Source organism: Sphaerimonospora mesophila (assembly GCF_001417795.1).
GTDB lineage: Bacteria > Actinomycetota > Actinomycetes > Streptosporangiales > Streptosporangiaceae > Sphaerimonospora > Sphaerimonospora mesophila.
In genome coordinates this window covers 246,384-272,591 of the sequence record NZ_BCBX01000039.1, presented here as the reverse complement: position 1 = coordinate 272,591, position 26,208 = coordinate 246,384, and the positions used below count along the sequence as shown (strand labels likewise).

Here is a 26,208-nt window from a genome sequence, read left to right as displayed (position 1 = left end):
GATGACTGACGCGCTGCGGGTTCGAAGGCGATCGTTCGTACGGCGGGCCGTGGGCCAGGGGGCGCCCCTGTGGCGGATGGACGGCATCCTGCTCGGTGCGGTCGTCGCGCTCAGCGTCATCGGCACGCTCCTCGTCTGGTCGTCCACCCGGCAGTGGAACTCGGCCGAGCCGACCGTGATGGTCAAGAAGCACGTGCTCAACCTGGGCATCGGCCTCGCGCTCTACAGCGCCGTGGCGGTGTCCGACTACCGGGTGCTGCGCCGGTACGCGCCGCTGGTGTTCGGCATCGCGACCCTGGGGCTGGTGCTCGTCCTCACCCCGATGGGCGCGACGGTCAACGGCCACCACTCGTGGATCATGCTGGGGGGCGGCTTCGCCGTACAGCCGGGCGAGCTGGCCAAACCGGCGCTGGTGCTGATGCTGGCGATGCTGCTGGCCCGGACCGGGGACAAGAAGAAGGACCGGCCGCGCTATCTGGACGTGGGGCTGTGCATCGTCATCTGGGGCGTCACCGTGACCCTGGTCATGATGGAGCCCGACCTCGGTACCACGACGGTGTTGACGGCGATCACGGCCGGCATGATCGTGTACGCGGGTGTGCACAAGCGGCTGATCCTGGCCGGGGTGGTGCTGGCGGCCGCGGGCGCGGCGGCCGTGTGGTTCCTCGGGCTGCTCAAGCCGTACCAGGTGGCCCGGTTCACCGCGCTCATGGACCCCTCGACCGACCCACGCGGGATCGGCTACAACAGCAGACAGGCGCTGGTCGCGATCGGTTCGGGCGAGCTGTTCGGCAAGGGCCTGTTCCACGGTGGGCAGACGACCGGCCGTTTCGTGCCGGAGCAGCACACCGACTTCATCTTCACCGTGGCCGGGGAGGAGCTGGGCTTCGTCGGGTCGGCCGTCGTCGTGCTGCTGCTCGGCGTGGTGCTGCTGCGGTGCCTGCGGATCGCCCGGCTGTGCGAGGACCGGTTCGCCGCGCTCGTGGCCGGGGGCGTCGCCACCTGGCTGGGGTTCCAGACTCTGGTCAACGTCGGCATGACCATCGGGATCATGCCGATCACCGGTGTGCCCCTGCCGTTCGTCTCGTACGGCGGCACCGCGACGTTCGCCAACATGATGGCGGTCGGTGTGCTACAGGCGATCCACATCAAGGACCGGGTGTTCGGCTGAGGGCATCTCCGTCGAGCGAGCCGAGGCCGCGTTGGAGCCGATACCCTGGAGCCATGTCTGTCGAGTCGTTGTTTCCCCGCCTGGAACCGCTGCTGCACAAGGTGCAGAAGCCGATCCAGTATGTCGGAGGTGAGCTGAACTCGACGGTCAAGGACTGGGACGAGGCGACCGTCCGGTGGGCGTTGATGTACCCGGACGCCTATGAGGTCGGCCTGCCCAACCAGGGGGTGCAGATCCTCTACGAGATCCTCAACGAGCTGCCCGAGACGCTGGCCGAGCGGACGTACACGGTCTGGCCGGATCTCGAGGCGCTCATGCGGGCCGAGGGAGTTCCCCAGTTCACCGTCGACGCGCACCGGCCGGTGCGGGCGTTCGACATCCTGGGTGTGTCGTTCGCCACCGAACTCGGCTACACCAACCTGCTCACCGCGCTCGATCTGGCGGGCATCCCGCTCCGCGCGGTGGAGCGGACAGCGGAGGACCCGATCGTGCTGGCCGGTGGCCACGCCGCGTTCAACCCCGAGCCCGTCGCCGACTTCCTCGACGCCGCCGTGCTCGGCGACGGCGAGCAGATCGCCATCGCGATCAGCGAGGTGCTGCGCGAGTGGAAGGAAGAGGGCTCGCCCGGGGGCCGCGACGAGCTGCTCATGCGCCTCGCCTCCACCGGCGGGGTGTACGTCCCGAAGTTCTTCGACGTCGAGTATCACCCCGACGGCCGCATCAAGCGGGTCGTGCCGAACCGGCCGGGGGTTCCCTCGCGGGTGTTCAAGCACACGGTCATGGACCTGGACGAGTGGCCGTACCCGAAGAAGCCGCTGGTCCCGCTCGCCGAGACCGTTCACGAGCGGTTCAGCGTGGAGATCTTCCGCGGCTGCACCCGCGGCTGCCGCTTCTGCCAGGCGGGGATGATCACCCGTCCGGTGCGTGAGCGGTCGATCACGACGATCGGCGACATGGTCGAGGTGGGCGTCAGGGAGTCGGGCTTCAGCGAGGTCGGCCTGCTGTCACTGTCCAGCGCGGACCACTCGGAGATCGCCGACGTCACCAGGGGCCTCGCCGACCGCTACGAGGGCAGCCAGATCGGCCTGTCCCTGCCGTCCACGCGGGTCGACGCCTTCAACATCGACCTGGCCAACGAGCTGTCGAGGAACGGGCGCCGTTCGGGGCTCACCTTCGCGCCCGAGGGCGGCTCCGAGCGGATGCGCAAGGTGATCAACAAGATGGTCACCGAGGAGGACCTGATCCGTACGGTCACCACGGCCTACAGCCAGGGCTGGCGGCAGGTGAAGCTGTACTTCATGTGCGGACTGCCCACGGAGGAGGACGCCGACGTCCTCGCCATCGCCGACCTGGCCAAGAAGGTCATCAAGGCGGGGCGGGAGGCGACCGGCTCCAGGGACATCCGCTGCACGGTCTCCATCGGCGGGTTCGTGCCCAAGCCGCACACGCCGTTCCAGTGGGCGGCCCAGTGCGACCACGAGACGGTGGACCGCCGTCTGCGCGCGCTGCGCGACGCCATGCGCGCCGACAAGGAGTACGGCAGGGCGATCGGCTACCGCTACCACGACGGGAAGCCGTCGATCGTGGAGGGACTGCTGTCGCGCGGTGACCGCCGCGTCGGCGCGGTCATCCGGGCCGTGTGGGAGGACGGCGGCCGGTTCGACGGCTGGAGCGAGCACTTCTCCTACGACCGCTGGATGGCGGCGGCCGAGCGGGTCTTCGCCGACGAGCCGGTGGACGTCGACTGGTACACCACCCGGGAGCGCGACGAGCACGAGGTCCTCCCGTGGGACCACCTAGACGCCGGGCTCGACCGCGAGTGGCTGTGGCAGGACTGGCAGGACGCGCTGAGCGGTGCGGAGGTCGAGGACTGCCGCTGGACGCCCTGTTACGACTGCGGCGTGTGCCCCACGATGGGGACGGAGATCCAGGTCGGCCCCACCGGAAAGAAATTGCTGCCGCTCACGGTCCTGTGACCTCGGGGTCGTGCCCGACAAATCACGACCTGCCGGGCACGGCTCGGCGGGTCGTGTGATCTGGTGGCGGGCGGCACTCTCCGGGCGCGGCTATTCTGGAAGATGATTGACCGAAACCGGAAGGATGGCGGAACCCTGAAACCCGTACCCGATGGGCCATCGCCCGAGCCCGTGGTGCAGCGCCTCAGGGTGCGGTACGCCAAACGGGGGCGGCTGCGTTTCACCAGTCACCGTGACATCTCCCGCGCCGTCGAGAGGGCGGTACGACGGGCCGGTGTCCCGGTGGCCTACAGCGCGGGATTCAGCCCCCATCCGAAGATCTCCTATGCCGGCGCCGCTCCGACTGGAGTGGCGAGTGAGGCCGAGTACCTCGAGATCGGTGTGAACCGGCCGTGCGACCCGCGGCGGATCCGTGCCGAACTCGACGCGTCGCTGCCGCCGGGCCTCGACATTCTGGACGTGATAGAGGCGCGCACCGGGACCCTCGCGGACCGGCTGGAGGGCTCGGTGTGGGAACTGCGGCTTCCCGGGGCCGATCCGGCCGCGGTGGAGCAGGCGGTACGGGAGTTCTCGGCGGCCGACCGGGTGGAGGTCGAGCGCCTGACCAAGAAGGGGATGCGGCGGTTCGACACACGCCAGGCGGTGTGTTCGCTGGCCGTCGTGAACGGGACGGGAACAACGGCAGGTCAGGAGACCGTTCAGCCGTGTGTCATACTTCGTATGGTTGTTCGGCACGAAACACCTGCCGTCCGACCCGACGACGTGCTCATGGGTTTGCGTCTCGTGGCAGGCTTCGCGCCGCCGTCGCCTCCCGAGGTGACCAGGCTGGCGCAGGGGCCGCTCGACGCTGCGACCGGTGAGCCCGCTGACCCGTTCGACCTCGACCGGGCAGGCGGAGACCGATAAGACTTGCCGCTGCGGCACCCTCGCGGAGCGCGGCGGACCACGAGAGACGAGAGCCTCCGTGCGGCGCGGCGACGCGCCCGGAGGCTGACGGGAGAGCGCCCGCATGCTCGACAACGAGCCCACTGACGGGGCTGTGAGCCTTGACGGTGATACGACGACAGGTGATACGACAACCGAAGAACGGGAGCCCGGCCTCGGCGTGAGCGAAGCCTCGCCCGCCGGCGCGGCCGAGCCGCCGCGGCGCCGTGCGGCGAGCCGCCCGGCAGGGCCTCCGCCGGAGCCGGACGAGCTGCCGCCCGTCGCCACCGTGAAGACGGTGGCCGCGGGCGCCGCGCACGTCGTGGCCGAGCCGGCCGAGGCGCCGCGACCGCGGCGGGCCACCCGTCGCCGTGCCGCCCCCGAGCCGGAACCGGCCGAAGCGTCCGGAGCGGCCCCTGTCGAGATCTCCACCGAAACCCCGGCCGCGACCGCGGAGGCCCCCGAGCAGGTCGCGGAGGAGCCCGCCAAGCCCGTACGGCGCAGCCGTACCCGCAAGCGGGCCGAGGCACAGGAACCACAGGATGACCACGAGGCGACCGGCGAGACCCGGGCGGAGCGGCCCGAGGCGGTCGAGACGGTCGAGGAGACCCCGGCCAGAAGCCGGCGGCGTGTCGGCCGGAAGAAGGACGACGAGGCGTCGGCTGCACCGAAGCGATCCTCGGTGACGGAGCGGGCGGCCACGGAACGATCCAGTGCGGCGATGAGCGCGGCCGAGGCCGAGGTCGCGGCGGCGCTGCAGCTCGGCGTGCCGTCGGCCGATCTCCTGGCGGAGCCGGCCGATGTGGAGCGGCTCGACGAGGAGCCAGAGGAGCCACTCGACGAAACCGATGCCGGTGCGGAAGCGGCCGAGAACGGGCCGCCGGCCGTGCTGACCGACCCGTTCGGCCTGCACGTGCAGCGGCCGGCCGTCCCATCGGTGTCGTTCCAGGCGCCGTCGGCGCTGTTCCAGCCGCTCTTCCAGGCACCGGATCCGTTCGCCGTGCCGGCCCAGCGCACCGCGGAGCCGGAGGAGCAGGCCGAGCCCGACGAGGCGACCGCGGCCGCCGAGGAGGAGTCCGAGGGGGAGGGCACGCCACGCCGGCGCCGCCGCCGCCGGGGCGGCCGCGGACGCAACCTGCGCGGCCGGGACGGCGATGAGGGCGAGGACGGCGAGGAGTCCGATGCCGAGTCCGACTCCGACTCCGAGGCCGAGGAGACGCAGGAGGAGCCGGTCGAGGACGAGGACGGCGCGGAGACGGAGGCCGAGGGCGCGCAGGGCACCTCGCGCCGCAGGCGGCGCCGCCGCCGCAGGGGAAGCGAAGAGGCCGAGCCCACCGCCGACGACCCGCCGAACACGGTGGTGCGCATTCGCGCGCCCCGCGCCACCCGCGCCACCTCCCTCGACGAGGTGCAGGGCGTGCGCGGCTCCACGCGGCTGGAGGCGAAGAAGCAGCGCCGCCGCGAAGGCCGCGAGCTGGGCCGCCGCCGTCCGCCGATCATCACGGAGTCGGAGTTCCTGGCCCGCCGTGAGTCGGTCGAGCGCGTCATGATCGTACGCCGTCACGGCGGCCGCACCCAGATCGCGGTCCTGGAGGACGGCGTGCTCGTCGAGCACTACGTCGACCGCGAGTCGAGCCAGTCCTACGTCGGCAACGTGTATCTGGGCAAGGTCCAGAACGTGCTGCCCTCGATGGAGGCGGCGTTCGTCGACATCGGCAAGGGCCGCAACGCCGTGCTGTACGCGGGCGAGGTCAACTTCGACACCGTCGGCCTCGAAGGCCAGCCGAAGCGGATCGAGGCGGCGCTGAAGTCGGGCCAGTCCGTGCTCGTCCAGGTCACCAAGGACCCGATCGGGCACAAGGGCGCGCGGCTGACCTCCCAGATCAGCCTGCCCGGCCGCTACCTGGTCTACGTGCCGGACGGTTCGATGACCGGGATCTCCCGCAAGCTGCCCGACAAGGAACGGGCACGGCTCAAGCAGATCCTCAAGAAGGTGATGCCGGAGAACGCGGGCGTGATCGTCCGTACGGCGGCGGAGGGCGCCTCGGAGGAGGAGCTCAGCCGCGACGTGGCGAGGCTGTCGGCGCAGTGGGAGAACATCCAGCGCAAGGCCAAGTCGGCCAGCCCGCCCGAGCTGCTGTCCGGTGAGCCCGACCTGACGATCCGGGTGGTCCGCGACATCTTCAACGAGGACTTCAGCTCGCTGGTGGTCGAGGGCGAGGACGCGTGGGTGACGGTGGACGAGTACGTCCGCTATGTCGCCCCGCATCTCGCCGACCGCCTGTCCAGGTGGGAGGAGGAGACGACCGACGTCTTCACCGCCTACCGGGTGGACGAGCAGATCGCCAAGGCGATGGAGCGCAAGGTGTGGCTGCCCTCCGGCGGCTCGCTCGTGATCGACCGTACGGAGGCGATGACGGTCGTCGACGTCAACACGGGCAAGTTCACCGGGCAGGGCGGCAACCTCGAGGAGACCGTCACCCGCAACAACCTGGAGGCGGCCGAGGAGATCGTCCGCCAGCTCCGGCTGCGGGACATCGGCGGCATCATCGTGATCGACTTCATCGACATGGTGCTGGAGAGCAACCGCGACCTCGTGCTCCGCCGGCTGCTGGAGTGCCTGGCGCGGGACCGGACCAAGCACCAGGTGGCCGAGGTCACCTCGCTCGGCCTGGTCCAGATGACCCGCAAGCGGGTCGGCCAGGGCCTGCTGGAGGCGTTCTCGACGCCGTGTGACTGCTGCAACGGGCGCGGCATCATCGTCTCCACCGAGCCGGTCGAGGCGAAGCCGGAGCCACGCGGCACGCAGGGCAAGATGGCCGTCGAGAAGGCGGTGGCGGACAAACTGGGCGGCTCCGGCGAGAGCGCGGCGGTGGCCGCGTCCGCCACCGTACGGAACGGCGTCACCGACTCCCTGTCGTCGGCCGCGTCCTCGGAGGAGGACGACGTCTCGGCGCAGCCGCGTACGCGACGCCGTTCCCGCAGGAAGACCGCGGATTGACGGCAGTGACATCCGAGTGATGTCCGAGTGACGACTCGGGCTCCCCGGCTCTCCACCCGGTTCGACCTCGGTGCCGATAATCCGGTACTCTAGTCAACCGGCGCGTCTGGTGAGCGCGCCTGGCTTCGCGCGCCTGCCCGGAAAGCCGGTCGTTTAATCGACAGCAGCTGGATGCGGGGCGCGGCATCTCAGCACTTAGCCAGAAGAAGGGTTCCGCGGTGTACGCGATCGTTCGTTGCGGCGGCAGGCAGCAGAAGGTCTCCGTCGGGGACGTCCTCGAGGTGGACAGGCTCGCCGGCGAGGTCGGTTCCTCGGTGTCGCTGCCGGCGGTGCTCGTCGTCAACGACGGCGATGTCACCACCGACGCTGCCACGCTTGCCAGGTTCCAGGTGACCGCCGAGATCCTCGGCGAGATCAAGGGCCCCAAGATTCGCATTCTGAAGTACAAGAACAAGACCGGTTACAAGAAGCGCATGGGGCACCGTCAGCGGTACACCCAGGTCAAGGTCACCGGTATCAACCCCGGACAGTGATTTCCCGGGGGGACGACCCCCGCTACCCCCGAAAGGGAGTGAACCATGGCACACAAGAAGGGCGCCTCGTCCACCCGGAACGGCCGTGACTCGAACGCGCAGCGCCTCGGCGTCAAGCGCTTCGGCGGGCAGCTGGTGAACGCAGGCGAGATCATCGTCCGCCAGCGCGGCACCCACTTCCACCCCGGCGACAACGTCGGCCGCGGCGGCGACGACACCCTGTTCGCGCTGGCCGCCGGTCACGTTCAGTTCGGCATGAAGCGTGGTCGTCGCGCGGTGAGCATCGTCCCGGTCGCGGAGTAGATCCGCCGGGACAGCAGCACGACCTTATGAGGCGGATCGAGGATTCGGTCCGCCTCATTTGTTGTTCATAGGAGCGTTTCGAAGGGGGGCGCGGCTGATGGCCGAGTTCGTGGACACCGTCATCCTGCACATCAAGGCGGGTGACGGCGGCAACGGCTGCGCCTCCATCCACCGGGAGAAGTTCAAGCCGCTCGGCGGCCCCGACGGAGGCAACGGCGGCCGTGGCGGTGACGTGATCCTCGAAGTGGATCCCAACACGGCCACCCTGCTGGAGTATCACCACCGTCCGCACCGCCGGGCCGGCAACGGCAAGCAGGGCATGGGTTCGAATCGGGACGGCGCCAACGGTGAGGACATCGTCTTGACGGTGCCCAACGGCACCGTGGTCAAGGACGCAGAGACCGGCGAGGTGCTGGTCGACCTGATCGGCGTGGGCACCCGCTACGTCGCGGCCAAGGGCGGTTTCGGCGGCCTCGGCAACGCGGCGCTCGCCAACGCCAGACGCAAGGCGCCGGGTTTCGCGCTGCTCGGCGAGCCGGGCGACGAGGCCGACATCATGCTGGAGCTGAAGACCGTCGCCGACGTCGCGCTGGTCGGGTTCCCCAACGCAGGAAAGTCGTCCCTCATCGCCGCGCTGTCCGCGGCCCGCCCCAAGATCGCGGATTATCCGTTCACCACGCTCATCCCCAACCTCGGCGTGGTCACGGCGGGGGAGACCGTGTTCACGGTCGCCGACGTGCCCGGCCTCATCCCCGGCGCGTCCCAGGGCAGGGGGCTCGGCCACGAGTTCCTGCGCCATGTCGAACGCTGCTCGACGATCGTGCACGTCCTCGACTGCGCCACGATCGAGCCGGGCCGCGACCCGGTCACCGACTTCGACGTGATCGAGGCCGAGCTCGCCGCCTACGGCTCGCTGACCGACCGGCCCCGGCTGGTCGTGCTGAACAAGGTCGACGTCCCGGACGGCCGCGACCTCGCCGACATCGTCCGTCCCATGCTCGAGGAGCGCGGCCTGCGGGTGTTCGAGATCTCCGCGGCGACCCACGAAGGTCTGCGGCCCCTGGCGTACGCGATGGGCGAGATGGTGGCGCAGGCCCGGGCGCAGGCCCCGATCGAGGAGCCGACACGGCTGGTCATCCGGCCCAGGCAGCTCGGCGAGACCGGGTTCTCGGTGCGGCGCGTCGACGACAACACCTTCCAGGTGACGGGTGAGAAGCCCGAGCGGTGGATCCGGCAGACCGACTTCGCCAACGACGAGGCCGTGGGTTACCTGGCCGACCGGCTGAACCGGCTCGGAGTCGAGGAGGCGCTGGTCGAGGCCGGCGCCCGGCCGGGAGCCGAGGTGATCATCGGGTCGATGGAGGATGGTCACGTCTTCGACTGGCAGCCGTCCCAGGAGGCCCGGGTCCCCATGGGTCCGCGTGGCTCGGACAGTAGGCTCGGCTGAGGATCGACACCGCGACCGGATGGGGACGAGTGAGATGGCGTGATGGACGGAAATCAGGAGGGTCGGCACCAGATCGGCTCCGCCCGGCGGTTGGTCGTCAAGGTGGGTTCGTCCTCCCTGACGACGCCGAAGGGCATGATCGACGTGGATCGCGTCGACGCGCTCGTCGACGTGCTCGCCGCGCGCAGACGGGCCGGCACGCAGCTCGTGCTCGTCTCTTCGGGGGCGATCGCGGCCGGGCTCGGCCCGCTCGGGCTCAGGGCGCGGCCCAGGGACCTGGCCACCCAGCAGGCCGCGGCCTCGGTCGGCCAGGGCGTGCTCGTCGCCCGCTACACCTCGTCCTTCGCCAGGTACGGCCTGCGCGTCGGCCAGGTCCTGCTGACCGCCGACGACATGATGCGCAGGTCGCAGCACCGTAACGCCCGGCGCACGCTGGCCAAGCTGCTCGAGCTCGGCATCGTCCCCGTGGTCAACGAGAACGACACGGTGGCCACCGACGAGATCCGCTTCGGTGACAACGACCGGCTGGCCGCGCTGGTGGCCCACCTGACCCACGCGGACGGCATGGTGCTGCTCTCGGACGTGGACGCGCTCTACGACGGCGATCCGCGCCGGGCCGGGGCCTCCCGGATCGCCGAGGTGCGCGGGCCGGAGGACCTGGAGGGAGTCGAGCTGGGCACCTCCGGCCGGGTCGGCACCGGCGGCATGATCACCAAGGTGGAGGCGGCCCGCATCGCCACCGGCGCCGGCGTGCCCGTCGTGCTGACGGCGGCGGCGCACGCGGCGCAGGCCCTCGCCGGCGCCGACGTCGGCACCTACTTCCACCCCGGCGGCCGCCATCCCGGCACCCGGCTGCTCTGGCTCGCCTACGCCACCACCGGGCGGGGGCGGCTGCACCTGGACGAGGGCGCCGTCGAGGCCGTCGTGGCGCGGCGCATGTCGCTGCTGCCGGCCGGCGTGGTGAAGGTCGAGGGCGACTTCGCCGAGGGCGATCCCGTCGACCTGTGCGGCCCCGCGGGCGTGCCCGTCGCGCGGGGTCTCGTCAACTACGATGCGGCCGAGATCCCGGAACTGCTCGGCAGGTCCACCCGGGAGCTGGCCAGCACGCTCGGCCCGGAATATGAGCGCGAGCTGATCCACCGGGACGACATCGTCATACTGGAACCCGCCCGGACCTGATCGGCGGGCGGTGCACGACCAATGGAGCGCGAGGCGAATGTCTGAGGCAGAGGACTTCCTGAAGGTGGCGCACGCGGCGCGGGAGGCCGCCACGGTGCTGGCGCCGATGCCGCGCGCCCCGAAGGACGCGGCGCTGCGCGTCATCGCCGACGCCCTCGTGTCGGCCACCGACGAGATCGTCGCCGCCAACGCCGTCGACGTCGACAAGGCCAGGCAGGGCGGCATCTCCGAGGCCATGATCGACCGGCTCCGCCTCGACGCGGCCCGGGTCGAGAAGATCGCGGAGGCCGTACGGCAGGTGGCCGACCTGCCCGATCCCGTCGGCGAGGTCGTGCGGGGGAGCACGCTGCCGAACGGTCTGGAGCTGCGTCAGGTCCGGGTGCCGCTGGGCGTCATCGGGATCATCTACGAGGGCCGTCCGAACGTGACCGTCGACGCCGCCGCGCTGTGCCTCAAGAGCGGCAACGCCGTACTGCTGCGCGGGTCGTCCAGCGCGTACTCCTCCAACACCGCGCTCGTCGAGATCATGCAGAAGGCGCTGGAGCGTACCGACGTGCCGGCCGGAGCCGTACAGCTCGTGCCGGGCCTCACCCGCGAGTCGGCCAAGCACCTCATGCGCGCCCGCGGGCTGGTCGACGTGCTGATCCCCCGCGGCGGCGCCTCGCTGATCAACAGCGTGGTGGAGGAGTCGACGGTCCCGGTGATCGAGACCGGCACCGGCAACTGCCACGTCTACGTCGACGCCGACGCCGACGTCGAGACCGCCCTGGAGATCCTGGTCAACGCCAAGGCGCAGCGGCCCTCGGTGTGCAACGCGGCGGAGACGTTCCTCGTGCACGCCGCCATCGCCGACGCGTTCATCCCGCGGGCGCTCGCCGCGCTCAAGGACGCGGGCGTGACCGTGCACGGCGATGAGCGGGTGCGTGGGTACGGCGCCGACGTGGTGCCCGCCACCGAGGACGACTTCGGCGCGGAGTATCTCTCGCTCGACATCGCCGCGGCCGTCGTCGACTCGCTGGACGACGCGGTCGCGCACATCAGGAGGTACGGCTCGGGCCACACCGACGCGATCGTGACCCGTTCGCAGCGCGCGGCCAGGAGGTTCACGGCGACCGTGGACTCCGCCGCCGTGGCGGTGAACGCCTCGACGCGGTTCACCGACGGCGGGGAGTTCGGCTTCGGCGCCGAGATCGGCATCTCCACGCAGAAGCTGCATGCGCGTGGTCCCATGGGCCTGCCCGAGCTCACCTCCACCAAGTGGATCTACACGGGCGAGGGGCACCTCCGTGACAGTCCTCGTACGGTGACGGACTGCGCGGGAAGATAACGGACACATCGTGGGCGGCGCGCCTCCGGGTATTCGCCGCCGCGGGCCGCTATGGTTGGCGCTCCTATGGCTGGACGTCTTGGGCGGGTCGGCCCGTACGCGCTGCTGGAGCGCCTGGGCCGGGGTGGTATGGGCGAGGTGTACCTCGCCGCCAACCGCCGGGGGGAGCATGTCGCCCTGAAGATGCTCCGCGACCCGATCGAGAGCGACCCCGACGCCCGATTACGCCTGGAACGCGAGGTCCGGGCGCTGCGGCGGGTCGAGAGCCCCTACGTCGCCCGGGTGCTCGACGCCGACCTGTCCGGTGACCGGCCCTACCTGGTCATGGAGTACATCGAGGGGGAGACCCTCCTCGACGCCGTACGGCGCGGGCCGCTGCCCGAGGCCGAGCTCATCCCGGTGGCCCAGGGCCTCGCCACCGCGCTCGCGATCATCCACGCGGGCGGGGTGGTGCACCGTGACGTCAAACCGGCCAACGTGCTCATCGGCGAGGACGGTCCGGTGCTGATCGATTTCGGCATCGCCCAGGTGCACGACGCGACCAGGATGACCATGACCGGGACGTTCCTGGGCACCCCCGGCTACAGCGCTCCCGAGCTCTTCGCCGACGAGGCGGTGGGGGAGCCTGCGGACGTCCACGCATGGGCCGCCACCGTCGCCTTCGCCGCCACCGGCCGCCCCACCTTCGGGCGGGGGACGGCCGAGTCCCAGATGTACGCGATCCTCAACGGCAAGGCCGACCTCGCCGGGGTGCCGGCCGCCCTGCTGCCGCTCGTCCGCGCGGCGCTCCATCGCGATCCGGCCCGCCGTCCCACCGCCGCGCTGCTCGCCGACCGGCTCACCCGCCTCGCCCGGGCCACGATCGAAGCGCCGAGCCGTACGGCACCGGCCGCCGCTGCCCGGCGCGCCAGGCCGGAGCCGAACGGCAAGCCCGTGCCGAAGGCGGACAGGCCCACCACGAAGGCGGAGAAGGCCGCGGCGAAGCCGGGGGCGAGCCCGGCGAAGACCGCCGTGACCGAGGTGGAGCAGCGGCCCGCGGAGGCTCCGGAAGGTGAGCGACCGGAGAAGCCGGGGAAGGCGGAGAAGCCCGGCAAACAGGGGAAACAATCGGGGAAGGCCGATGGCGGCCCGGCGACGGTGCCCGGAACCCGGCCGGTCCGTCGGAGAGGCGGCGCCACCACCGGTCGCGGTCGCCGGGCCGGCCGTCCGGTGGGCGAGAGCCGTACGCAATCGGCGCTGGCCGTCGAGACGCCGCCCGACGCGGCGGGCTCGGAGCAGTCGCTCGGCATCCCCACGGGGAACGCCGCACTGGCGGCGCTGGCGGTGCTCGCCGTGCCGTGCGTGGTGCTCTCGGTGATCTATCCGCTGGCCACGGTCGCGATCACGGCGGCGTTCGTCGTCGTGACGAGAGCGGGCTGGCTGAGCCACTGGGTCGTACGCAACCGCAGGTCGGCACGGATGCGCGGCCTGCTGCGCGTGCTGAGCTTCCCGCTGACGCTGCTCGCCTCACTGATCACGGCGGCGGCCTGGCCGGGGCTGCCGGCCGCCACCGCCGGCTTCGTCGCCCTGTGGCTCACGGCGGGAACGCACCTCGAACCCCAGTGGTGGACCCAGACGATGCCCGTCACGATCGCCGGCGTGGTCTTCGGTGTCATCTGCGGCGGCATCATCGGCAGGGAGATCGAGCGCGCCTGCGCCAAGATGCCGGGCCTGCGCAGCGAGGGCCTGCGGGCGCTGGCCGTGCTGGGCGGCTTCGTCGCCCTGTGCGCCGCCGCCGTCCACGCCGTGGCCCTGTTCTTCTGACGGCGCGTTTCTTCTGATGGCGGCGTTCTGCTGATCGTGGTCTACCATCCGCAGGCTTTGGCGGATCCGCTTCTGCGACCGGCACCGGTATTGATGCCACCGAGAGAGTCCAGCCCTGACGGTCAAGTCACGGCTGTTCGCGTCTTGCCGCCATGACGTCCTCCGACAATTCCGGAGCAGCACGAGGAGATCCTGCAGGTCGCTGAGTCACGTGGTGGGCGTGATCGTCCAGATGTCCCGGCCACTCGACCAGAGTTCGTTGACGTGGGAAGAGAACCGGTCATAAAGGCCGTCGTTCCGGTGACGCTTGAGATGCAGCATCGGTTAGTCGTGACCGACCAACCTGGCCAGGTGGGGGGTGACAAGCGTCTCGTCGTCGAACTGGAACACCGACAGTGAGATGTGCTCATCCCCGAAACGCGCCTCGACGCCGGAAACCTACCGCAACTGATCGAGCTCGGCGAGCGTGATCCGGATCCGGGTGGACACCGTCAGCGGTACGGCCTCGGCCTTCTCCCGTCGGTGGGTGACCTCGCTGTTGGGATCTCCGAGCAGGAAGCGGACACGGCATCCCTGCTCTGCCCACGATCATGGCCAACGGTCTTGTAATTAAAAGGATGTCGAATCGATTTTGGCGCAGAAAGCCATGTAACGGGCGAACCGAGCAGATGGTATCGCTTCCTTATGGAAGGGATGACGGAGCACGGGGCCTTGGGTCAAGATTGCTATGTCTGTCGGTCAGATGGTGGAGGTAGGGGCGTGCGCGGTGCGCGGATGGCGATGGCGGTTCTGGTGGTCGGTGGGGTGATTTCCGGGTGTGGGCCCGGCCCGACCCTGCAGTCCGCCACCGCGGAGCTGCAGAAAGACATGCAACGCCTGGAGACGGATAGGTATTTCAAGAACCCCCTGACCAAACTGCGTATCGTGGAGCGTCCGGACAAGGACCTGCCCTGTGACAAGGACAAGTTCCAGCGGGTGCTGCGTGCTACGGCCGATTACGGACCGAAAACTTCGGATGTGGATGGTCATCTTGACCTTGCCCAGTCGTTGATGGAGAGCCGACTGTCTCGGGTTCTCCACTACAAGATGACCTATGACCTGAGCCAGGCGGACTGGAAGGATGCCCGGTTGGTAGAGGGCAGGAAGGAGGTCCCCGGAATCACGGTCAAAGTGATCGTGGTGCCGGAGTCTCCCACCTGGAGGTTGGTCGTGAAGACCGACTGTCTGCCTCGTTGATGGATTCGTTATCCCCAAAGCCGGATGAGTTCCTTGGCCTGCTCGTTGGTCATGTGGTCTGAGGCGTCCTCGACTTTACGGTCGAGGGGGTCGTTGCTGTCCATCCAGTGCTCGTAGGGGGTCAGCTTCGTCCGGAGAATCTCCTCCCAGCTCTTTCCGGTGCGGGTTGCCTGCTGCTTGGCCTCGGCCATCAGTTCATCGAAGCTCCTGAGACGGCCTGTTTTAGGGCTGATCAGCTCAGCCGGTGGCTTGCTCGCCGGGTAACCGGCATTGTGCAGCAGCTCCGCCATGTCGTACTTCTGCCGCAGAGCGAAGTTCGCCCGGGCCTCGGTTAGCTTTTCGACACGAGTTTCGAAGCTGGCGGCCCAGCCGTCGAGGAGCTTGCTCGCGCCGTAGGCATTCGCGAGCGTCCAGCCCGTGCTCACAGCGGTGTTCGCCATGGGGACCTCGCCGAGGCCCATGGCTATCGTGTTCTTCGCCAGATCTCGGATCAGGTTGTCGGTGGCGTCCTTCGCGCCGCGCACCTCCATTGCCGCCTTGAACTCCAGCCCGCCGAGGTCGCCGAACATTTTCGCGGCACGCTGGAAGTGGTTGTCGTCTCCCTTGGCGTCCAGCTTGGCGGCGGTGGTCAGGGTGTCGTAGCGGAAGCGGGCCGCGGTCTTGTCGAAGTCGTCGGTGAGGCGTTCCTCTCCCACGAAGGTCTGCAGGAAGCGGTAGGTGTCGGCGGGGCTCAGGTAGAAGCCGGGGGTGACGCCCGGGATCGGCACCCACTCATCGGGCACCGCCATGCCCGATGTCCGATAGACGGCTTTGTCGAAGCGGGCGCCGGCGGCGAGTTCGTGGATGTAGGACTTGGCGATCACGGACATCGAGTCCCTGGCTCGGCTGGGCAGGTCCCTGCCGAGGGAGCCGGCCGCCAGCATCGCGTCCATGGTGAACGCCGCGGCCTCCGGTGAGTGCTTGCCCGGCTTCTCGGTTGTGACCTCGCTGCCGGCCTCCATCACCCGGCCGAAGGCGTCGGCGACGTCGTCGCCCGTGCCGACTCGTCTGGCGTAGTCCAGGAACAGCTTCATCTTGTCGACCTGGCTGAGCTTGACGCTCTCGCCGCCCATCTGGGCGAACGCCGCCCGCGCGGCAGCGCCGTCGCCGGCCAGCACCTCAAGGGCGAGGGCGACCACATCGGAGGAGTAGCCGTACGTCTTCGTCTCGTTCGGTCCGGCGCCGCGCCAGTCCCGCTTGGGGTTCTTGACGAACTCGTCCAGTGCGAGTGCGCGGGCCGCGGCCACGCGGTAGGCCGTGGGGGCTTTCGCCCCCGCCAGCAGCGCGAGCCGGTTCCAGGCCCCGGCCGGGCCGGCGGGCTTGTTCAGCAGGTCGGTCTTCACCTTCTCCCACGCGGGGACGCGGCCGGGTGCGCGCAGCGCCGCACCCAGCACCGCGCTGAAGGCGGCCAGATCCTCCTTGGCGGTCGGGCTGCCGGTGTTCATGATGAGATTGGGCAACGCGTCGCGCACCGAGGCGGGCAGCGTGGCGAAGAACGCCGCGGCGGCCGCGGGATCCTTGGCCAGCCCGGCGAGCTCCTTGACGTGCTGGTGGACGAGCTCGCCCTTGGATTCCGTGCTGATGTTGTCGTTGGCCAGGATGCCCCCGCCCCCGAGCTTCGCATCTCCGCCGTACATCAGGGCAAGCCCGCGGCCGGTTTCGAAGCTCTCCAGTGCGTCGGGCAGGCGGGCGAAGGTGTGATCGCCGGTACCGTTCAGCGCTTTGATCAGCTCGGCCCGCTCGGCGAGCATCGGGGCCTGGCTTCTGCCCCAGTCGGCGATAGAAGCGATCTGCGCCAGCGGCGTGGTGCTTATCTCATTGGCCCGAAACAGCGCCTCGAAATCGGAGCAGAAGGTGGTGAGCTGCTTGGCCGCCTCATGTAGATCGTCCGCCATCGCGTGCATCGCGGCCGGGTCGATGCCACAGAAATCACCGGTGGGGGATGTCATCGCGGGTCCTCTTTCTCCGGGGATCTGGGATCTCGGGTTGGAGGGGCGGCACAGCTCCTCGCCGGGCGCCCGGGACCTCGGGTCAGCCGCCTCTGATCTGCCGTCTGATGAGCTCGGCCTGGGAGCGTGTCACCGATGGCGGATGCCGGTGCAGCTCGCTTTCGATCGCGTGCACCATCGCCTGAACAAGCCGGCCCAGGTGGTTGTGCCGGTCGCCGACCTCGTTCGTCCACTTTCCTGCGGTCGGCCCCGTCCAGACCTTGCCCGACTGCATCGAGCCGTAGACCCGCTGATAGGCCTGCCTGACCTCTTGCGATCTGTTGTGCACCTCTTTCAAGAGGTACTTCAGCTGCTCGTGGCGAGGGTTGGGCACCAGCTCCTCTGCCATGCCGTCCCCCGTTCCTGGCTCATCGCCCGCGCCCCCAAGCCACATTCGATGTCAAAGGTAGACATCGTCCGGTATTGGCGGCAACCCCCGAAATATCAGACCATTTTGTCGATAAGGGACTGCCGAAATGCCTTGCGCTTTTTGGATGTCGGAGGAGGAAAGTTTCTACCCGAATAGAAACTTATCCACAGCACAACGGCGCCGCCAGAGTGCAATCCCAATTACCTGGAGCGACAGCCAACTGTGCTGTCGCTTGTGAAAACCTCCGGAGGCGCCGTGCTGAGCATGTCGCCGTCAGGGGGCGCAAAAGCGCGGTCCGGCCCATCTCCCTGGAGCCTGCGCCCTTCACTCGGCAACGGGTTGGGGGACGGCCCGACCTCGCGACCGGGTGATCGCTGCCGGGCGACGGATGAGTTGTAGCCGGGGGCCGATGGTCCGGACGATTTCATCAGGTGACATGGAGCTGATCGGCTCCAGGCGAAGGATGTAGCGGGTCACTATCAACCCGGCGACCTGCGCGCAGAATGTCGTCGCGCGTTGACGGGCGTCCGCTCCGCCGATCCGGGCGGCGATCTTGTCGACGACTTCCCGCTCCAGCATCTCTTTCACCAGGTGGGCAAGAGTTTCATCCTGTACGGCGCCGGCCAGTAGCGCACGCAGGGGCGCGCCGGCTTCGGGGTCTTCCCAGGTGATGAGCAGGTCGCGTAAAGCGCGCTGGGGCAGGGTGGCCGGGTCGCCTTCCACCGCGCGGGCGAGGATGTCGGCCGGGTTCGCGGACAGGGCGAGCGCCGCTCCGAACAGGCCCTTCTTGGAACCGAAGTAGTAGCTGATCAGTGCCAGGTCCACGCCGGCCTCGGCGGCGATCGAGCGCAGGGTGACGGCCTGGTATCCGCCTTCGAGGAAGCGGCGGCGGGCGACGTCGAGGATCTGGGCACGGGTGTCGGGACTTCCGACCCTCCGTCCTCGGCGTGGCGTTTTATTCATCACAGTTGAGATTTTAGATGTGTCGCGGCGAATCTTTGCTGGTCGTATCTCCCCAGTTCAGGAGGCCGCCTGTCATGCCCCACCCGTACCCGCCAAACGGTTTCCAACAGGCCGGGCGCCACGGCGTGGTTCTCGCCGTCACCTGCCTGGCGTTGGCCGTCGTGGTCTCCAGCATGGCCTCGCTCAATGTGGCTCTTCCGGATATTGCGCGACAGACGCAGGCCGACCAGACCCAGCAAACCTGGATCATCGACGCCTACAGCCTGCTCTTCGCCTCGCTGCTGCTGCCCGCGGGTGCGCTGGGCGATCGATTCGGCAGGCGCCTGGCGCTGCTCGTGGGGTTGGCGATCTTCACACTGGCGGCAGGACTCGCCGCCCTCGTCACCGACCCCGGCCAGCTGATCACCCTGCGCGCGGTAATGGGGATGGGAGCGGCGCTGGTCATGCCCGCCACGCTCTCGACCATCACCGGCACCTTCCCACCCGCCCAACGGGCTCGTGCGGTCAGCGTCTGGGCGGCGGTCGCGGGTGCCAGCGGCGTGCTCGGCCTGCTCGCCTCGGGCCTTCTTCTTGAGGTCTGGTCCTGGCCGTCAGTGTTCTGGTTCAACATGGTCGTCGTCCTGGTCGCCATGGCCGGGACCCTGCTGTTCGTGCCGGAGTCGGCCGAGTCGGCTTCGTCTCCGTTCGATGTGGTGGGCGCCATCCTGGCCGCGTGTGGGGTGGCCGTGCTCGTGTACGCACTGATCGAGGCCCCGGTGAACGGCTGGACCGCGCCGACCACCGTGGGCGGGCTCGCGCTGGGCGCGCTCATCCTGGTCGGCTTCGTCGGGTGGGAGCTGCGGCGGAGCCATCCGCTCCTCGACCCGCGCCTGTTCCGGAACCGGCGATTCGCAGCGGGTTCCCTGTCGATCACTTTGCAGTTCTTCGCCCTGTTCGGCTTCCTCTTCCTGCTCATGCAGTACCTGCAGATGATTCGCGGCTACAGCGCGCTCGCCGCCGCGCTCAACCTCGTGACGATGCCCGTCGGTATGATTCCGGCAGCCCGGTTGAGCCCTCGGCTGAGCGCGCGTTTCGGCGCCCGCGGCCCCTGGACCGCCGGGCTGCTGCTCCTGGCCGCCGGCCTCGCCGTACTCGCCCACCTCGACGTGGACAGCCCGTATGGGATGCTCGCCGCCGGTCTGGTGCCGCTCGGGGCCGGGCTGGGCCTGGCGATGCCTCCGGCGACCACCGCCATCACCGATGCGCTGCCCCCGGCTCTGCAGAATGTCGGCTCCGCCGTCAACGACCTGGCACGGGAGCTCGGCGGGGCACTGGGCATCGCGATCCTCGGCAGCGTCCTCAACGGCACCTATGAAGCCCGGCTCGACCTGCCCGGCGTGCCGGTCCGGATCGCGGACGAGGCCCGCTCCTCCCTGGCGATCGCCGAGGCCATCGGCGGACCGGTTCTGGATCAGGCGCGAGACGCGTTCACCGCCGGCCTGCAGTTCGCCCTGCTCGGCGCCTCGGTCGCCGTCCTCATGGCAGCCGTCGCCGTGCCCACGTTGTTGCGGCGGCGCGCCGGGACACAGCCGGCAGACCGCTCATCGGTGGTGCATGCGGCACCGGAGTCGAAGCGACGGTTCGAACACGGGTGAGTTGGTGAAGCCCGAGGGCGACCCCGGGCCTCCTCCGCTGTAGACGGGCCTAGTTCTCCCTGCGGGCGAACCTGTTGAAGATGCGCTCGCCGGCGCTGACGGCGCCCTCGGCCACGTCGCGCAGGACACCGATGAAGGGGTCCTGGGACTGGGACCACGACTCGCGATAGGAGTTGGCCGCCGCCTTGACCTCTTCGGAGATCTTCGCGTTGGCATCGTCCTCGCGGCGGGGGTAGTCGCCGCGGAGGATGCGGTCGTAGTCGCCGCCGCGGCGCCAGCGGTCCAGCTCGGCGACCCGGGACACCGCGAAGGGGTGGGTGGTGCCGAGCATGTTGAGGACCTTCAGCAGGCCGTCGCGTACGTCGCCTGCCGTGTCGTACTCCCTGGCCTGGTCGAGGAAGGCCTCGATGTTCATCTCGTGGAGGCGTGAGCCGCCGGCCAGCTTCATGAGCGCGCGCAGCGCGGCGTCGGGGTCCTGCCCGGCCAGCAGACCGCCGCGGTCGGCCGACATCTCCGCCTTGCGCTGCCACTCCTCGAGGGCGGCGACGATCACCCGCAGGCCGATGTAGCCCAGCGGGATCCACGCCACGCGGGTAGCGAGCTGGGTGAGGATGGCCAGCATGGTGCCGTACACTGCGTGGCCGGACAGGATGTGGGAGGTCTCGTGACCGACCACGAAGCGCAGCTCCTCCTCGTCCATCAGGTCGAGCAGACCTGTCGAGACGACGATGAACGGCTCGTCGAAGCCGATCGCCATGGCGTACGCCTTGGGATCCTGCTGGACGTACACCTCGGGAATCCGGGGCATGTCCAGGATGTAGGCGCTGTCGCGGCCCATGTCGTGCAGCGCGCGGAACTGGGTGTCGGTGCAGCGCACGGCCGACGCCAGGAACATCAGGCGTAGGCGGCGCTCGCTGAACAGCCCCGACATCCGCTTCAGGACCGAGTCGAAGCCGCTGAGGGAACGCATCGCCACCAGCGCGGAGCGATCAGCGGGGTGTTCATAGGCTCGGGAGCTGATGCCAGGCAGCTGCACGCGATTGCGGTCGGGAGTGGTCATGTTCCGCATGCTATGTCTCCCACGCTGCGTGCGCGCGGGCGAAGGCGACGAGGTCGAGACGAGGCGAAACCGTGACCGAGACGACCCGGTTTTCCACCGAACCCGGTACGCACGTTATGGTCCGTTCCATGAAAAATGGGGCCCCAACCAGGCGTCTGGGCGTCATGGGTGGAACCTTCGATCCGATCCACCACGGTCACCTGGTGGCGGCGAGCGAGGTCGCACACCACTTCGACCTGGACGAGGTGGTGTTCGTCCCGACCGGGCAGCCCTGGCAGAAGGCCGACAAGACGGTGTCATCGAGCGAGGACCGCTACCTGATGACGGTGATCGCGACGGCGTCGAACCCACGTTTCTCGGTCAGCCGGGTGGACATCGACCGTCCCGGCCCCACCTACACGATCGACACCCTGCGCGACATCTCCGCCGTCTACGGTCCCGAGGTCGACGTGTACTTCATCACCGGGGCCGACGCGCTGGCGCAGATCCTCAGCTGGCGCGACGTGGACGAGCTGTTCGCCATCGCCCATTTCGTCGGCTGCACCCGGCCCGGCCACGTCCTGCACGACCCCGGTTTACCCGCTGGCAAGGTCAGTCTGGTCGAGATCCCGGCCCTGGCCATCTCCTCGTCCGAATGCCGTCACCGCGTCGCCGCCGGTGAGCCGATCTGGTACCTGGTCCCCGACGGCATCGTCCAGTACATCAACAAGCGCGGCCTCTACCGCGATCTTTCGGACTGATCTGGGTCTCCGTCATTCGTCGATCACCACAGGGCACACCGAGGGCACATCGGCGAAGATCGCATCTCGACGGCTACCCTGGCCCGGTCGTCGGCGTCCGGCCATAGGTGCGCGTAGATGTTCAAGGTCGTCACGGCGGAGCCCTGACCCATCAGGTGCTGCAGGTTTTGACACTCTCGCCGTACCGGATCAATGCCGAGGCGTAGGTGTGACGGCAAACATGCAAGCCCGTACCCTGCGTCAGACCCGCCTCGTCGGCAGCCGGCCGCCAGATGTCGCTCCACGATCCCCGCTTGATCGGTGTGCCCCGAGAGGTGGTGAACACCAGATCGGCCTGGCGGCGGATCGGCTGACGAGGGTTGGTTCGATCGTCAAGATCGACTGTTTTCGCCGGAGATTCAGCGAGATGAGCAGCGAACATGGCCACAACGCTGTCTGACAGGGGAGTGATGCGGTAGCTCTTCGGAGTCTTCGGCGGCCGGATTGGTGGAGCCGCCCCGGCCAGGTGCGGGGATAGTGGAGTGGTGGATCTTTCCAGCCTGGAGCGTCAACGCCTGGTCGCGGTCACCGCGGCCCTGTTCACTCATGACTCCGATGCCCCCGAACTCCAGCACGTGTGGCTCCACCTGGAGGCGATGATCGTCCTGGTCTATGTCGCGTCCGACTGGGCGCTCCGGATCACGCCGGACGAGCCGGGGGAGAGCTACACGATGGAGGAGTTCGACAGCCGCGTCGACATCGTCCCTGCCCCTGCCGATGTTCCCTTCGTGCGGCATATCGGGGAGCGACTTGTGCGTGTGACCGAGGAGTTCGACATTATGGACCCGGCCCAGTGCGTGGAGGCGGAGTTCGTCTTCGACACGGGCTGCGTGGCCGCGCGGAGCTTCAGTGGTGACCTCCACCTCACCGGCGCCTAGGCCCGCCTCGTTCGGGGGCCCTTTAGCTCGTCTCGCCCAGGAGGCCGGCCGGGAAGGCGGCGCCGAAGGCCGTCCAGGGGCCCACCCACGGGGCGAGCAGGACGAGCGGCAGCGGTGCGATCCAGGTCAGCGCCGCGATCGGTGTCAGGCCGGTACCGAAGTAGAACAGTACGGCGGAGGCCGCCAGTGCGGCCGGGACTCTAAGGCTCGAGACCACGGAGGATCCTCCTCACGGTCCGGCGGCACAACTGGCGGAAGTCGTCCTCACCGAGGCTGATGCGGCCCCCGAGGAAGATCTGCACCAGCCCCTGGGCCGACGCGGTCTTCCACGTATACGGCGTGAACATCGGTATGGCCGGCCCGGTGTGAACTCGATCAGTGGCATCTGGCGATACAGGGTGTCCGTTGATCGAGAGAAAGGCCGACGCGATGCCGTGGTGCTCGGGATGACCACCCCATCGATGATCAAGAGCCTCGGCTCCCAGGAGCCCGCCGGGTCCGCGGCCGGTGTCGAGACGTTCGCCGCCCTCTTCGACCGGTATTCGGGAATGCTGTGCCGCTACGCGTCCCGGCGACTGGGACCAGAGGTCGCCGAGGACCTGGTGGGGGAGACGTTCCTGGTGGCCTTCGCCCGGCGGGAGAGCTACGACCCGGCCCACGGCGACGTGCGCCCCTGGCTGTTCGGCATCCTCACGAAGCTCGTCTCCCGCCATCACCGGACCGAGGCCGCTCGTTATCGCGCGCTGCTGCGTAGCCCGGTCGACGGCGCTGTGGAATCGCCCGCCGACAGCGTCGTGACCGACGTCACGGCAGAAGGCGCCAGGTCCGCGCTGATCGAGGCACTGGCGGTCCTGCCCCGGCGTGACCGGGACGTCCTGTTGCTGATCGCCTGGAGTGACCTGTCCTACGAGGAGGTCGCCCAGGCGCTCGGGATTCCCATCGGCACCGTGCGCTCCCGATTGAACAGGGCCAGACGCAAGGTACGTGCCGCGCTCGGAGAAACCAACCCGATGGACGAGGAGGCGTGACCATGGACGAAATGGCAATGCTGCGCGATCTTGGTCGCGAGTTGGAGACCGAACCTCCCGCCACGCTCGGCCGGCAGCGCCGTCGCCTGCTCGCCGCGCCGTCCAGACCGCGGCTGCGTTTTCGCGTGCGTGGATGGCCGGCGGTCGCCGTCGCGGCGACGGTGACGGCGGTCGCGCTTCTCCTTCCGGCCTTCCTGGTCTCCCGGCAGGTCACGTCACCGGGCGTCGGCGGCGAAGACCCGGGGGTGCCGGAGGGTCCGATCAACGTGTTGATCATCGGCACGGACGGCGAGATGGGCAAGCCCGCGTACCGCTTCGGTGCCCGCTCCGACACGATGATCCTGGCTCACCTGTCGGCCGACCGAAAGCGGACGACCATCCTCAACATTCCGCGGGACACGATGGTGATGATCCATGGTTGCGGGTCCGCGCCCGCCCGGCTGAACATGATCAACCAGGCGTACGACATCGGCGGCCTGGGCTGCGCCGTGAAGACGGTCGAGTCGGTGACCGGCCTCCGGGTCGACCACGGGATGGAGTTCGACTTCAGCGGATTCAAGTCCATGGTGGACGCGCTCGGCGGGGTCGAGGTCCACCTGCCACGGCCGGTCGATGACCCCAAGGCAAAGCTGACGCTGCCCGCCGGCAGGCACGTGGTGAACGGCGAGACGGCGCTCGCCTACGCCCGGCTGCGCTACTACGGCGACGGTTCGGACCTGCAGCGGATCAAGCGCCAGCAGTGGCTCATGAGCGCGATGGTGAAGAAGGCGCGGGAGAGCCTGACAGACCCCGCGCGGCTTTATGCCTTCCTGCGGGAGGTGATGGATTCCGTGAAGACCACAGACGGGTTCGACCTGGAGACGCTGGCGACGCTCGCGCGAAGTCTGGAGCGCACGGGTTCCGTCACCTACCTCACCGCTCCATGGCGGCCGTACCCCACCGACCGGAACCGGCTCATCCTCAAGCGACCCGAGGCGGACGAGGTGTTCGACGCGATCAGGAGGGACGACACCGCTTCGCTGTGCTCCGGCGGCGTGCGTGCCTTCTGCGAGTGACCACGCCATCGGCGATGTGGCCGGCAACCAGGACGCCGGCAACCAGGGCGTGGGCAACCAGGGCGCCGGAAACCAGGGCGTTGGAAACCGGGGTGAGGACGCCGATGGCGGTCGTACTCGGCCGGCCGGAGCCGGCTCATCCGCGCTCGCCACGCACACGCCGGGGGTGACCCGCGTCGCGGCGATCGTCGCGGCTTTTCCCCTGGTGGAATCTGCTGCCGGAAGTGGACGTTGAAATCCTGGTCCAGGCGATAACTCCGGATTGCCGACGCGTCTCCGGGTAGGGTCAACTCCGGGAAAGTCGGTTGTCCGGCCGGCCAGGACTGGGCACTGTTTGAAGGAGCCGTCAATGGAGGACAGAACCGCATCGTGACAGCAACCGAGAGATCAGTCCAGCTTGTGCGGATCGCGGCCGAGGCCGCCGCCGAGAAGCTGGCCGACGACATCATCGCGTACGACGTGAGCGACCAGCTCGTGATCACCGACGCGTTCCTGCTCTGCTCGGCGTCCAACGACCGCCAGGTGCGGGCGGTGGTCGACGAGATCGAGGAGCGCCTGCGCGTCGAGGCCGACGCGAAGCCGGTACGCCGCGAGGGCGAGCGGGAGGGCCGCTGGGTGCTCCTCGACTACCTCGACATCGTCATTCACGTACAGCACGAAGAGGACCGGAACTTCTACGCGCTGGAGCGCCTCTGGAAGGACTGCCCCGCCATCGAGCTGCCGGAGAGCGTGAAGCGGGTGGCCGCGCAGCGTGGGGCGGCTCGATGAGACGACCGGGTGAGGCGGCGCGGCGGTCCCTGCGCCGGCGGCGGGGGGAGCGCCGGTGAGCCGCCGGGTCATCTGTCTGCGACACGGTCAGACGCTGTGGAACGTGGAGAAGCGTTTCCAGGGACACACCGACATCCCGCTCGACGAGACCGGGGTGGCGCAGGCCGCACGGGTGGCGTCCCTGCTCGCGGCGCTGCGGCCCACGATGATCGTCTCGTCTGATCTGCGCCGCGCTTTCGACACGGCCTCCGCTCTCGCCCGGCTCACCGGCCTGGGCGTCACCGTCGACAAGGACCTCAGGGAACGCGGCGGCGGCGAGTGGGAGGGCCTCACCCGTGACGAGATCAGGACGGGATGGCCGGTCGAGTTCGAGGCATGGGAGGCGCCCGGCGGCGAGGACGTCGCCGACGTGGCCGACCGCGTGTCCGACGCGGTGCTCCGCTGGTCCGCGCGGCTCGACGAGGGCGGCCTGCTGGTCGTGGTCTCGCACGGAGCCGCGCTCCGGCTGGGCATCGCCCGGCTGATGGGTCTGCCGCAGGAGCTGTGGTCGTCGCTCGGCAGCATCGGCAACTGCTCCTGGTCTGTGCTGGAGGAGGGCCGCAAGGGCTGGCGCCTCATGGAGCACAACGCGGGCACGCTGCCGGAGCCCGTCAGCAGCGACGACAGCCCCGAGGCCACCACGGCCGGAAGCTGAGCGCGTCCCCGGCCGGGGGACTGAGTCGGCGGGGAGCCGGCCGGGCCGATAA

General features: G+C 69.2%; 25 protein-coding genes. 19 read left to right on the top strand and 6 right to left on the bottom strand.

Translation table 11 applies throughout. The annotated features are described in order from the left end of the window. Position 1 precedes the first annotated feature (1 nt). From rodA to AP234_RS21490, 11 genes are all read left to right on the top strand, one after another. On the top strand, positions 2 to 1,171 hold the full coding sequence (gene rodA, locus AP234_RS21540; RefSeq protein WP_055481473.1) for a rod shape-determining protein RodA: 1,170 nt from the start codon (positions 2 to 4) through the stop codon (positions 1,169 to 1,171). Between the two features lie 53 nt (positions 1,172 to 1,224). Further along, entirely contained in the window at positions 1,225 to 3,147 is a 1,923-nt protein-coding gene (locus AP234_RS21535) for a TIGR03960 family B12-binding radical SAM protein (protein ID WP_055481472.1), read from the top strand. A 174-nt stretch (positions 3,148 to 3,321) separates the two neighbouring features. Then, entirely contained in the window at positions 3,322 to 4,053 is a 732-nt protein-coding gene (locus tag AP234_RS21530; protein ID WP_055481521.1) for a TIGR03936 family radical SAM-associated protein, read from the top strand. 199 nt (positions 4,054 to 4,252) lie between these two features. Beyond that, positions 4,253 to 7,072, top strand: a complete 2,820-nt coding sequence (locus AP234_RS21525) for an Rne/Rng family ribonuclease (protein WP_431998919.1) — start codon at positions 4,253 to 4,255, stop codon at positions 7,070 to 7,072. 218 nt (positions 7,073 to 7,290) lie between these two features. After that, positions 7,291 to 7,605, top strand: a complete 315-nt coding sequence (rplU, locus tag AP234_RS21520; RefSeq protein WP_055481470.1) for a 50S ribosomal protein L21 — start codon at positions 7,291 to 7,293, stop codon at positions 7,603 to 7,605. Positions 7,606 to 7,650: 45 nt separating this feature from the next. Beyond that, positions 7,651 to 7,908 (top strand): 50S ribosomal protein L27, encoded by a 258-nt coding sequence (gene rpmA / locus AP234_RS21515; protein WP_055481469.1) that lies wholly within the window; start codon positions 7,651 to 7,653, stop codon positions 7,906 to 7,908. 97 nt (positions 7,909 to 8,005) lie between these two features. Then, positions 8,006 to 9,355, top strand: coding sequence for a GTPase ObgE (gene obgE, locus AP234_RS21510; RefSeq protein ID WP_055481468.1), 1,350 nt, complete (start codon positions 8,006 to 8,008; stop codon positions 9,353 to 9,355). A 42-nt stretch (positions 9,356 to 9,397) separates the two neighbouring features. Next, positions 9,398 to 10,534 (top strand): glutamate 5-kinase, encoded by a 1,137-nt coding sequence (proB, locus tag AP234_RS21505; RefSeq protein WP_200926635.1) that lies wholly within the window; start codon positions 9,398 to 9,400, stop codon positions 10,532 to 10,534. 37 nt (positions 10,535 to 10,571) lie between these two features. Then, positions 10,572 to 11,861: a glutamate-5-semialdehyde dehydrogenase gene (locus AP234_RS21500; RefSeq protein ID WP_055481467.1), complete on the top strand. Its 1,290-nt coding sequence runs from the start codon at positions 10,572 to 10,574 to the stop codon at positions 11,859 to 11,861. Between the two features lie 66 nt (positions 11,862 to 11,927). Next, complete coding sequence (locus AP234_RS21495; RefSeq protein ID WP_055481466.1) at positions 11,928 to 13,664, top strand: serine/threonine-protein kinase; 1,737 nt, start codon at positions 11,928 to 11,930, stop codon at positions 13,662 to 13,664. A 759-nt stretch (positions 13,665 to 14,423) separates the two neighbouring features. Beyond that, positions 14,424 to 14,900, top strand: a complete 477-nt coding sequence (locus tag AP234_RS21490; protein ID WP_152990550.1) for a hypothetical protein — start codon at positions 14,424 to 14,426, stop codon at positions 14,898 to 14,900. 8 nt (positions 14,901 to 14,908) lie between these two features. On the opposite strand, the gene AP234_RS21485 is transcribed toward AP234_RS21490, so the two are convergent. From AP234_RS21485 to AP234_RS21475, 3 genes are all read right to left on the bottom strand, one after another. Beyond that, the gene (locus AP234_RS21485; protein ID WP_055481464.1) at positions 14,909 to 16,888 is read right to left on the bottom strand and encodes a hypothetical protein; all 1,980 of its coding nucleotides are present in this window, start codon (positions 16,886 to 16,888) and stop codon (positions 14,909 to 14,911) included. Positions 16,889 to 16,970: 82 nt separating this feature from the next. Then, a complete protein-coding gene (locus AP234_RS21480) occupies positions 16,971 to 17,276 on the bottom strand; it encodes a hypothetical protein (RefSeq protein ID WP_055481463.1) in 306 nt (101 codons plus the stop codon). A gap of 345 nt (positions 17,277 to 17,621) precedes the next feature. After that, on the bottom strand, positions 17,622 to 18,260 hold the full coding sequence (locus tag AP234_RS21475; RefSeq protein WP_055481462.1) for a TetR family transcriptional regulator: 639 nt from the start codon (positions 18,258 to 18,260) through the stop codon (positions 17,622 to 17,624). Positions 18,261 to 18,334: 74 nt separating this feature from the next. On the opposite strand from AP234_RS21475, the gene AP234_RS21470 reads away from it, so the two are divergent. Then, entirely contained in the window at positions 18,335 to 19,894 is a 1,560-nt protein-coding gene (locus AP234_RS21470) for an MFS transporter (protein WP_063843023.1), read from the top strand. A gap of 49 nt (positions 19,895 to 19,943) precedes the next feature. Here the strand turns inward: AP234_RS21470 and AP234_RS21465 are convergent, their stop codons facing one another. Further along, entirely contained in the window at positions 19,944 to 20,954 is a 1,011-nt protein-coding gene (locus AP234_RS21465; protein ID WP_055481519.1) for a M48 family metallopeptidase, read from the bottom strand. 116 nt (positions 20,955 to 21,070) lie between these two features. Here AP234_RS21465 and nadD point away from each other — a divergent pair, with 116 nt between their 5' ends. After that, positions 21,071 to 21,694, top strand: coding sequence for a nicotinate-nucleotide adenylyltransferase (gene nadD / locus AP234_RS21460; protein WP_083502309.1), 624 nt, complete (start codon positions 21,071 to 21,073; stop codon positions 21,692 to 21,694). Between the two features lie 151 nt (positions 21,695 to 21,845). On the opposite strand, the gene AP234_RS35205 is transcribed toward nadD, so the two are convergent. Beyond that, complete coding sequence (locus tag AP234_RS35205) at positions 21,846 to 22,145, bottom strand: tyrosine-type recombinase/integrase (protein ID WP_431998927.1); 300 nt, start codon at positions 22,143 to 22,145, stop codon at positions 21,846 to 21,848. A gap of 73 nt (positions 22,146 to 22,218) precedes the next feature. Here AP234_RS35205 and AP234_RS21455 point away from each other — a divergent pair, with 73 nt between their 5' ends. Continuing rightward, the gene (locus AP234_RS21455) at positions 22,219 to 22,611 is read left to right on the top strand and encodes a hypothetical protein (RefSeq protein ID WP_235558301.1); all 393 of its coding nucleotides are present in this window, start codon (positions 22,219 to 22,221) and stop codon (positions 22,609 to 22,611) included. A gap of 22 nt (positions 22,612 to 22,633) precedes the next feature. Here the strand turns inward: AP234_RS21455 and AP234_RS21450 are convergent, their stop codons facing one another. Next, positions 22,634 to 22,828 carry a hypothetical protein gene (locus AP234_RS21450; RefSeq protein WP_055481459.1) on the bottom strand — a complete coding sequence of 65 codons (195 nt, stop codon included), beginning with the start codon at positions 22,826 to 22,828 and terminating at the stop codon, positions 22,634 to 22,636. A 229-nt stretch (positions 22,829 to 23,057) separates the two neighbouring features. Here AP234_RS21450 and AP234_RS21445 point away from each other — a divergent pair, with 229 nt between their 5' ends. The 5 genes from AP234_RS21445 (at position 23,058) to AP234_RS21430 (ending at position 26,156) form a co-directional block, all read left to right on the top strand. Further along, positions 23,058 to 23,639 carry an RNA polymerase sigma factor gene (locus AP234_RS21445; protein WP_235558300.1) on the top strand — a complete coding sequence of 194 codons (582 nt, stop codon included), beginning with the start codon at positions 23,058 to 23,060 and terminating at the stop codon, positions 23,637 to 23,639. A gap of 2 nt (positions 23,640 to 23,641) precedes the next feature. Continuing rightward, complete coding sequence (locus tag AP234_RS21440) at positions 23,642 to 24,694, top strand: LCP family protein (protein WP_055481458.1); 1,053 nt, start codon at positions 23,642 to 23,644, stop codon at positions 24,692 to 24,694. Next, the gene (locus tag AP234_RS36485; protein ID WP_152990549.1) at positions 24,678 to 24,929 is read left to right on the top strand and encodes a hypothetical protein; all 252 of its coding nucleotides are present in this window, start codon (positions 24,678 to 24,680) and stop codon (positions 24,927 to 24,929) included. Before AP234_RS21440 ends, AP234_RS36485 begins: the two co-directional genes overlap by 17 nt. Positions 24,930 to 25,063: 134 nt before the next feature. Next, on the top strand, positions 25,064 to 25,462 hold the full coding sequence (gene rsfS, locus AP234_RS21435; protein WP_055481457.1) for a ribosome silencing factor: 399 nt from the start codon (positions 25,064 to 25,066) through the stop codon (positions 25,460 to 25,462). Between the two features lie 55 nt (positions 25,463 to 25,517). Next, positions 25,518 to 26,156 (top strand): histidine phosphatase family protein, encoded by a 639-nt coding sequence (locus AP234_RS21430; RefSeq protein ID WP_055481456.1) that lies wholly within the window; start codon positions 25,518 to 25,520, stop codon positions 26,154 to 26,156. Positions 26,157 to 26,208 lie beyond the last annotated feature (52 nt).